Annotated in this window: 5 protein-coding genes and 1 pseudogene; 2 read left to right on the top strand and 4 right to left on the bottom strand. The window is 40.8% G+C overall.

Translation table 11 applies throughout. The features are described 5' to 3' along the window. Nucleotides 1-52: 52 nt before the first annotated feature. Nucleotides 53-321 (bottom strand): annotated as a pseudogene (locus IM792_RS18565) (helix-turn-helix transcriptional regulator); the annotation flags it as partial. A gap of 221 nt (nt 322-542) precedes the next feature. Here IM792_RS18565 and IM792_RS18560 point away from each other — a divergent pair. Both IM792_RS18560 and IM792_RS18555 read left to right on the top strand, forming a co-directional pair. Continuing rightward, on the top strand, nt 543-1367 hold the full coding sequence (locus tag IM792_RS18560; protein WP_194103399.1) for a transporter: 825 nt from the start codon (nt 543-545) through the stop codon (nt 1365-1367). Nucleotides 1368-3449: 2082 nt separating this feature from the next. After that, complete coding sequence (locus IM792_RS18555) at nt 3450-4136, top strand: HAD-IA family hydrolase (protein ID WP_228085258.1); 687 nt, start codon at nt 3450-3452, stop codon at nt 4134-4136. 73 nt (nt 4137-4209) lie between these two features. On the opposite strand, the gene IM792_RS18550 is transcribed toward IM792_RS18555, so the two are convergent. The 3 genes from IM792_RS18550 to IM792_RS18540 form a co-directional block, all read right to left on the bottom strand. After that, nucleotides 4210-5349: a TIGR03364 family FAD-dependent oxidoreductase gene (locus IM792_RS18550; protein ID WP_194103398.1), complete on the bottom strand. Its 1140-nt coding sequence runs from the start codon at nt 5347-5349 to the stop codon at nt 4210-4212. Then, entirely contained in the window at nt 5346-6692 is a 1347-nt protein-coding gene (locus IM792_RS18545; RefSeq protein ID WP_194103397.1) for a DUF5690 family protein, read from the bottom strand. The genes IM792_RS18550 and IM792_RS18545 overlap by 4 nt, the downstream gene beginning before the upstream one ends. 72 nt (nt 6693-6764) lie before the next feature. Further along, entirely contained in the window at nt 6765-7349 is a 585-nt protein-coding gene (locus IM792_RS18540; protein WP_194103396.1) for an XRE family transcriptional regulator, read from the bottom strand. Nucleotides 7350-7353: the final 4 nt, after the last annotated feature.

Below are 7353 nucleotides of genomic sequence, written 5' to 3'. Positions count from 1 at the left end.
GTTGCTTTCTTCTTTAACCTTCCATAGCGACGAAAGAATCTAATGACGCAAGTCAATTGAAAGATGCCCTGAACTCCAGCGGTGAGAGGTTCGTCTTACTTTTGAATAATTTACTGAAAGACTGGGAATGCTCAAAGCCTAAACTGTAGGCGATCTCGCTCACCGATAGTTCAGTAGTGGAGAGCTTTTGGCTTTTTCGATCAGCTTTTCGTGAATGATCTGCTGTGTGGTTTGCCCGGTAAGTTGTTTCAGCAAACTGCTCAGGTACTTAGATGAGATATGCAATGCATCAGCAAGGTATTGCACTGTAGGTACTCCCTTAAAAGGCAAAACTTCGTCATTGATGTATCCGGTCAGTTTAGTTTCCTAACCGGGATTTCAATTCATGAAAATTTTATGGAGGTTGTGGATCTGGCGAATCATTCGGTTAGGCGGATTGTGAGAAAATAGAGGGATTTGGTGCCGCCGGGTATGGCGGCCTTTTTATTGATACGTTAGGAAGATGAACATTCTACTCAAACCGATGTTTCAAAAAATAAATCATGAAAAAAATCTCTTTATTCTTATTACTCGGTCTCTATACTCAAATGTTATCGGCACAAACGGGTCACTATTCCTTATTTAAGCCTGTACCCAAAGATAGCTTACGGAAAGAAATGGAGACAGACAGGCCGAACGTTACAGAGTCACCTTATACCGTGGATGCTGGGCACCTGCAATACGAAACTTCGCTGGTCAGCTTGGAGCGTATGAGGTCTGAAGATGGCCTGGAAAGTACCCTGCTGCTCAATTACGCAGATATCAAGCTGGGGCTGCTACCGAACACTAATTTGCATATCGGCGTGGAAAGCTATGGTCGCCAAACGCTTTTTCCGCCCAGTGGACCTGCGGAAACCCAGCAGGGGTTTGGAGATCTTACACTCAAATTAAAACAAAATCTTTACGGCAATTACGAAGGTGATTTTAGTATTGCGCTGATGCCCTATGTTATTTTTCCAACAGGCCGATATAGCGGAAATAGCTTATATGAAATGGGCATTATGTTACCTGTGTCAGTGAAATTGCCAGATAACTGGAAATTAGGTGTACAATTAAAAGCGGACCGCCTTCGAAATGAAATGGAGCTTGGGAGGCATACGGAACTCTTGGAATCATTGGTGTTGAGCAAAACCTTATTTGAAAAGCTGGAGATATTGGGTGAAACATATGGCAGCTATGATATGCAAAAACATCAGTGGCACAATTACATTGATGCGGCGTTGGAATATGCCCTGTCAAACGATGTGAAGATAGATTTAGGAATGAACCATGGTCTACAGCATGATGCAGGCGATACTTATTTTGTTGGTCTGGCATTTCGTTATTGATAATGTATAGGTTTTGGGATATGTGGGACTTGTATCTTCAGAATTAACCGATGCGGATATGTGCTGATACAATTATCGATTATCGTCATGGAACGCTTATTGCTAAGTTAAATAGAAATGTACGCTAAGGCGATAATGAAGTTGCCTCGTAGTATGCTTCCTGATTCTCTATGGATTTTCTAGATGCAACCTCAAAAATTGAACTTATTCAAGGTCGCTTATGTTTAATTGATTTCGATCATAAGCTTTGGTTTACTAGAAACAAAAAAGTACTTGGCGGAGCACCCGACACAATAAAAAACTATTTGTCTATCGGATTACGTACTGATTGTACAATTATGTACACCTTACATGATACTGCTAAGCTGCCTCCTAATATCCGAACTGATCTTTACCAGGCAATTCGTAAAACCTTTATGCATGTTTACAGAAAAGTAGCTTATCCAGCGTAGTCTATTATTGTCTTTGTGCGCATGAGTCAACCGTGAACATTCCGGGATACCCGACTATTCTAATCCGCCGCGGTACAGTTACACCATGGTGTTATGTTGTGAGAACCCTAATGAAACTTTCAAACTAACTGCTTAACATGGTCCAATCGTACATGATCATACCCGCTTATCCATATGTCTTGATCAAAGTGTTTAGAATATCCAATCAAATATCAGGTCGATTGGATAATTTGCTTAATTTTCATCATTGATTGTTTACAATAATCTATTAAGCTTGCTGTCATATAATAGCTGACCTTGGATCAAGAATCAAATATCCGTGACAGTCATTTTAAATGTTCTCTATTACATTTAGGTTACAATTACTGACAAGCTTCTTTGAAATTATATATTGTACAGATGGCGTTTAAATTATTAATGTAGCTGTTCTGAAAGCACATTGAACGAAAAAATCCATGCATCCGAGCCTTATTTCTTTGTAAAAGATGGAGATGAGTTTACTTGAGATCCTGATAATGGATGTAGATAATATTGAGGGCCTGAAGGATGATTTAAAATCATTACTGGCAAGAATTATAGCCTAGCCCTGAAATCATTGATGTTGATTGAGGAGACACTGACAACTTCTCAATTTATGAAAATTCACATATCTTACCTGTCCCCTTAACTAAAGTAAGGCAGTACAATGGCACATGCGTTATTATTAACAATTCAGAAGTGCCGGTTGGCAGTAACTATCCCGAAGCGCTTAAAGCATATTTAATAATAACAAATTATAAGTACTCTTAACGATTTGATTAGTTATTAACTTGTTGTATATTTGATATATTCTTTCAAAGTCAATCAAAACGAATCGAATTATTCGGTTACCTTTTGATTATTCGGAACATTTAATTATTGATAATAAAGCTATTGCGGAAAAATCGACGGATCTGTCCACTTATACAACACAGAATGAAAGAGTTATATTTGTCATCATTCAGACCGAGTACCAAAGTGAGTACCAAAGCTTTTTAACAAAAGCTTGAATATTGAAAATCAACGAATTGACATATAGGGTTCGAATCCTGTTGCTTTTGCACAGGAACGATTGATGCACATCCCCATTTCAGAACAACTATCCACAGCGCGGGAAATTTTTTCCTTAAAAGAAACCCCACTCCCACACCAATAATATCAGAATCAGCTTAATAATGCATTGGAACAGCAATTGCATTAGTATTTACAGCTACTCGCTGATTAAAAAAAGAAGACTTTATATAACTATTGATTAAATACTATTGATTTTAAACCTACAGGTCGAGTCCCCGCTCGACCTGTTTTTGTTTTATTGACAGGCCTATCATCGAATTACAAAATCTACTACATCTCTAATTAGGATATGCTCAATTCGTAAAATTCATATATATGGAACGACCCAAAAGATTTGGCGGAAAAATCCGAGATGTTCTCGAATTTGTATTATTTATTTTTGAGATTATCGCTGGCATATTTGTCTAACGAATAAGATTATTTGCTTTTCAAGACCTCTCACTTTTAGTTAATATCACATAAATATTAACTAAAATTTAACTTAGCATTTGTTTATTAAAAATAAAATATGTTTAGTTTTGCTAAACATATTTTATCCATGAGTACATTAATTAAAATGGCTGTATTTGATATGGCCGGTACATCTGTAAACGAAAACAACATTGTTTATAAAACCCTTCATAAAGCAATAAACGAGGCCGGATATAACTTTACTTTAAACGAGGTTTTGGCCGAAGGTGCCGGAAAAGAGAAACTACAGGCAATTAAAAGTATACTGAGTACTTACGGCGGAGTTAACGATAACGGGTTAGCTGGTAATATTTACGAAAACTTCTCGGCCCAACTAACGGAAGCATACCAAACCTCAACATTGTTGCCTCAACCTAACGCGGGTGAATTATTCGCAGCGCTGAAAGAACGCAGAATAGTAAGGGTATTAAACACCGGTTACAGCAGGCAGGTGGCCCAATCAATTATTGATAAACTGAATTGGAAACAAGGCGCCGAATATGATGAATTGGTTACCGCTACTGATGTTAGCGGAGGCCGCCCCGAACCGGATATGATATTATTTGCCGCGGATAAATATGCGGTTAGTCCGGCTGAGATCGTTAAGGTGGGTGATTCGATAATTGATATTGAGGAAGGAAAAAATGCCGGTTGTGCACTTAGCATTGGTATTACCACCGGCGCGCACACACCTGAGCAATTGCGTTCAGCCAATCCAGATCATGTTATAGATAATCTGATAGATCTGCTGCCGATAATTGATCGTTATAATTGATCACGATCATCCCATAAACAAAAAAACACGTGGCCTCTACCACGTGTTTTTTTGTTTATATCTCAATTTGATATTATGCTTTAACATCACTGCGCGCCGCGATAAGCTGCTCGCAAAGGCCGAAGGATAAGGTCATGCCGTTACCGCCTAAACCATTTATAATGGTAACACCCTGCTCCGGCTCAAGCACCAATTCGGTTTGGCCATTGGTTAGCTTAGGTAAAATACCATTCCAGGTTTGTATAACGCGGGTATCTTTTAAACTGGTAAACGTTGCCAGGTAATCCAGTATCATGCGGTTGATGAATTCCTTGTCAAACGGATCGTGCACCAGGCCATACTCGTGCGAATCGCCAATGGTAAGCTCGCCGGTATGGTTTTGCGAGGCCATTACATGTATGCCCCATTTAAGGTATTCGGCATATTGTTCAGTGTATCGTTCACGCAGTTTAGGTAACGATGGCGCCACCGCGAAGCCCGGATAATGCACCATTGATAAACTACCACATAATGACGGACCTATGCGCCAGCCATCGGGCTGCGCTATCATACGCATCATTTGCAGTTTGCATTTGGTAATGGGCGCCGCTGCAAATAGTTCGGGGTAAAGTGTTTCAAACTCCGCGCCGCCGCAAACAAATACCTCATCAGCTTCCCAGGTGCGTGTGCCGCTGCGTACGGTGGTTTTGTTTACTTCGCTTATAGCGGTATTCCAATAAAAGGTTACGCCGTATTTATCTGCCAGGTATTGCGCAATTTGCCCGATAGCGGCACGTGCCTCCACTATCATTTCAGTACCGCTCCATAAGGCACCTTTCAGGTTGTCAGGGTTTACAGCGGGCGATTTTTCAAGCGCCTGTTGGGGAGTAAGCAAGGCACAGTCACGCAAGCCCCGGTTAATATCTACATACTCCTGCATAACCTGTAGCTCGTCATCATGGTAAGCCATGTGTAATGAGCCTACTTCATCGTGCCATATACCTGCTTCGGCAGCTATCTCTGTCCATATTGATCTGGATAGCATGGCACGATCAAACAACGGACCGGTTGGCTGCCCGATGGGCCACACCATACCAAAGTTACGGATAGACGCCCCTACTGCCCGCTCGTTACGCTCAAACACGGTTACCTTATAACCACGGATGCTAAGTGCACGGGTTACGGCTAAACCAACAATACCTGCACCTATAACTATGGCTGTTTTATTACTCATACTGCTGATAAATTTAATGCTTTGTTTTGCGACCGCGACCGGCGGGCGCTCTGTAAAAAATAAATAAGTGAAAGTGTTGCTGCCCCTGCGCCAATTACGGCCATGATAAGCAATCCGTTAACAAAGAAAGCATCCCAGCTGATATCTGAATTGCCTAATTCCTTAACCAGCAAAACGCTTATACTACCCAGATAGCCTATGGCATCAGCAATGTACATAATAAAGCCTACGTTGCTTTTGTAATTGAACGAGGCTATCATCCGTTCAAAAAATATGGCGTTGTAAGGTACATAACCGGCATACAAACCCAATCCGGCGAGCGTCATCCACATAACCGGGCTAATGGTTTTGGCTTCAAATAACAAGGTTGATATACCCGCAAGCAAGCATCCGCAAATAATAAATATATGGATAATGCCAAATGCCTTCAGATTATTCTTCACCAATATCAGCAAGCTAATACCGGCAAGTACGGCTATGGATATAATAGAATCAATATTGGTATAAATGCTGTTGCTTTTTATGCCTAATCCGGCCCATATTTCTACCTCAAAATTATCACGAACATCGCGCATTACGGTTAGCAACACATATACTATTACGGTGAGTATAATTCCGGGTAAAAAGCGCATTAAAAAAGCGCGGCGTTCGGTAGCACTCATGGCTGTACGCTCGGTGCGTAATTGTTTATCCTGTTGTGTGGGCGGAGGTAAAACTTCCAGCATTAACACAAACAAACATAATGGGATGATGAATACCGCGCCGGTTATGAATGGCATGTTGTATTCCGTTACATGAAACTCGGTGATGAGCGTTCGCCCAACGGTTTTAACAAACCCTGACGCGAAAATGAGGCTGATTGACAACACTGCCGCCATAAACTCGGTAGCCCTACGCCCTTCAAGGTAACCGAATACCAGGCCCCAGATCATCCCCAATGGAAACCCGTTTATAAAAAGAAACACGATATTATAAGGTGCCGGTACAATGGCAAAGCCCAATAAAGCCAGCCATGATATGGCAACAAGCAGCAAAATACTTTTACCCCGGCTTAAGGCCTTTACTTCGGCAATAAATTTTATACCGTAAAATTTACTCAGGGTATAACCTAAAACCTGCGCTATTACCAGCCAGGCTTTGTAGTTAACATGCCAGTACTCTAACCCCGAAAAGCTACCTGCTGCAAACGCTTTACGAAAGGCATACATAGATGTGTAAGCCCCAAAGGCCGACAAAGCAGCCAATACAGAAACTAAACCGTAGGGCCATTTGGCTACGCTTACCTTTAATTTGCTGAGCGGCTTTGTTAACGCGGTTTGCTGTACGCTTGGTTGATTAGACATGCTAAACAATTAATGTTTAGCAATTATAAACTATGTTTATTAATAATAAACCAAATTCATGTTAAGATAATTTTAAGAGGATGAGCTTTCCTCAAAAAAGTATACGATAAGCATACTTGCAGGTTTATCTGTCATATTTTTTGGAGTGTGTGCCAATCGGCCATCAAACAGCATGGAATCGCCTTGCTTTAGCGTATAATTCTTGTCGGTGAATTGGTATACTATCTCGCCGCTCAAAATATATTTATACTCGTAAGCTTCGGTTTGTACCAATTCGCGGTGCGAACCGGGAGCCAGTTCCAATATTACAAAGTCAACCGTGGAGTTTTTGATGGAACGGGTAAAAATACGCTGGTAATGAAAGCCCTCTGCATCCTCTTTTTCAAAGTGCTCGTAATCGGCCTTGCGTTTTATTATAGGTTCGGCACTTTCGCTTTTATCATGTATATCCTTAAAAAATACGTTCAGGTCAATATCCAGCGATTTAATGATATCGATAAGTACAATAAGCGATGGTATGGTTCGGCTATTCTCAATTTGCGATATCAGGCCTTTACTTACGTTGGCACGTGTGGCCAGCTCCTGTACAGTAATATTTTTTTCGCGGCGACGCTCTTTTATCCGGTTACTTATCTGTATTAATATATCATCTTCCATAGAT

Source organism: Mucilaginibacter sp. JRF, assembly GCF_015223065.1.
Taxonomy (GTDB): domain Bacteria; phylum Bacteroidota; class Bacteroidia; order Sphingobacteriales; family Sphingobacteriaceae; genus Mucilaginibacter.
This window is presented reverse-complemented; position numbering and strand designations above follow the sequence as displayed.

Coding starts and splice junctions, on each gene's coding strand:
- IM792_RS18560 (WP_194103399.1), top strand. CDS start 543: ATGAAAAAAATCTCTTTATTCTTATTACTCGGTCTCTATACTCAAATG.
- IM792_RS18555 (WP_228085258.1), top strand. CDS start 3,450: ATGAGTACATTAATTAAAATGGCTGTATTTGATATGGCCGGTACATCT.
- IM792_RS18550 (WP_194103398.1), bottom strand. CDS start 5,349: ATGAGTAATAAAACAGCCATAGTTATAGGTGCAGGTATTGTTGGTTTA.
- IM792_RS18545 (WP_194103397.1), bottom strand. CDS start 6,692: ATGTCTAATCAACCAAGCGTACAGCAAACCGCGTTAACAAAGCCGCTC.
- IM792_RS18540 (WP_194103396.1), bottom strand. CDS start 7,349: ATGGAAGATGATATATTAATACAGATAAGTAACCGGATAAAAGAGCGT.